Raw genomic sequence first — 1,821 nt, forward strand, 5'->3', positions numbered from 1 at the left:
ATATATTTACAAAGCTGCCGCAAGCGGTACGCCGATAGAAGAAATTTTTGAGTCATTAAAAATAGCCTAAGAATCTGTTTTTTTTATTCAACTGTAAAATTATTCAAGTAAAAATGCACTATTATAGTATACAATAAGTGCATTAACTATTATTAACTATTATTAACTATTTAATAATTCTTTTACTCTACGTTCAGCATCAATCAATTCATTACAACGTTCCTTAAGAGCTTTATGTAAGCCAATATCAAATTTAACTAATTCATCTGATAATGTATCTGCACCATCTTTCTCTGTCATAGTTTCCATTGTATCTGCTAATTCACACAACATTTCAAAATCTAAATTCTTTAAACTTTCTATAATTTTTCTATCCTATAACATAATTATGCCACCTTTCTCAATCTTGATGTAATTTGATTTACAACCATGCTAATATTTGAATATGAATCGATTTCTATATCAAACTTATCTAGCACAGCAGTTGCATTATTATTATTTTTCATCACACTCAATCTACTATCTATGTAACTAATTCTAATGTTCTTTATGCCAAGTTCAGAACATCTTTTGAATGCAGCTTCTTTTATGTCTTCTAATTTCCAATTTTTATCTAAGCAATTTAATGCATAGTAAAGCCTAGAAATAAACACTTTATAATGTGCAATATCACTTTCAACTCGCTTTGTAGTAGAATATCTTTCTGCAATATCTTCTACTATCGCATCAATTTTAGCTCTATTATTTCTTTCAAACCATGTATTTAAACTTTTGTGCTTCCTAGAATACCAACCCTTATTTGCCTTCAAATAACTGTTTCTAAAATTAATCTCATTTTCATAAAGATAATTTATATATCCCTTTAAGATATCCTTAACGCTAGTAACATCATTTGGAATAGCCATAACATATTCGCACCATTCACCATCGTAAATTCTACATTCAATATCACTATTTTTCTTTAAATTGAATTTGTAAGTCCAAGCATCACCATTAGAAATTTCATATTCTTCGTAGTCGTTCATAACTCCTAAAATCTTTTGTAGACTATCCTTAATTTCCTTGTTTGTTAATACCTTTGCTAATTTACTCATAATAGTTCTCCTTCTCGCTTTTTGGATAAAGCATAACCCTAATAATATTTTTTAATGAAGTAAATCCGTACAAAGAATGACTGCACATCATCATGCAGATTACAAATAAATCTATGGATAGGCAGACAATTGAATACTCAACTATCTATCCACCAAAATAAATTAATAAATTATAAAAAATCCCCTAGCGGGGACTATGAGTTTTGTGAATTTTAAAACGGAGAAGGTTCATCTTCATCAATCCAATATGAGCCTTCTTCTCTTTTCGTTTCTCCTGAATAATAAAAATCCGCATTACAATTAGGGCACTCCATTACTGGCATTCCCTTCCTTTTACATTCTTGTTCTGAACTGTATTCTCCATCGCAATATTCATCCATATCAGCAAACTCATCTACGATGTCCGCGGGAGCGAATTCACTATAATTACATTTATAGCAATGATATTTGTAAAACTTTTCTATGTACTTTATCTCTTTTTGGTTCATATAATATATCCTTTCTGTTACTCGTTTCCCTTATATCATATATCACCCCATAATCCTTATGCCATATTTTCCATAAAAATTTTTCAGTTCCACATTTATTGCATAATAATGGATTTCTTTCAAAACTCTCTATTATTCTTTGTTTCCATGATTTCTTAACTTCATTTTGTTTATTCTTTTCTTTTAATAATTCATCAATATTTCTTTGTTTCACAAAATTATAAAGATTAACAATATCT

3 protein-coding genes and 1 pseudogene are annotated in these 1,821 nt (G+C 28.8%); all 4 read right to left on the minus strand.

Annotated features, from left to right (window positions below):
- Positions 1–162: 162 nt before the first annotated feature.
- Entirely contained in the window at positions 163–333 is a 171-nt protein-coding gene (locus tag CLPUN_RS27535) for a hypothetical protein (protein ID WP_158078714.1), read from the minus strand.
- A gap of 53 nt (positions 334–386) precedes the next feature.
- A complete protein-coding gene (locus CLPUN_RS06640; protein ID WP_077846538.1) occupies positions 387–1,094 on the minus strand; it encodes a hypothetical protein in 708 nt (235 codons plus the stop codon).
- Between the two features lie 212 nt (positions 1,095–1,306).
- Positions 1,307–1,474, minus strand: a complete 168-nt coding sequence (locus CLPUN_RS27540; protein WP_158078665.1) for a hypothetical protein — start codon at positions 1,472–1,474, stop codon at positions 1,307–1,309.
- 52 nt (positions 1,475–1,526) lie between these two features.
- Positions 1,527–1,821: pseudogene (locus tag CLPUN_RS27545) on the minus strand (hypothetical protein); the annotation flags it as partial.

Origin of the sequence: Clostridium puniceum (assembly GCF_002006345.1) — a bacterium.
GTDB classification, from domain to species: domain Bacteria; phylum Bacillota; class Clostridia; order Clostridiales; family Clostridiaceae; genus Clostridium; species Clostridium puniceum.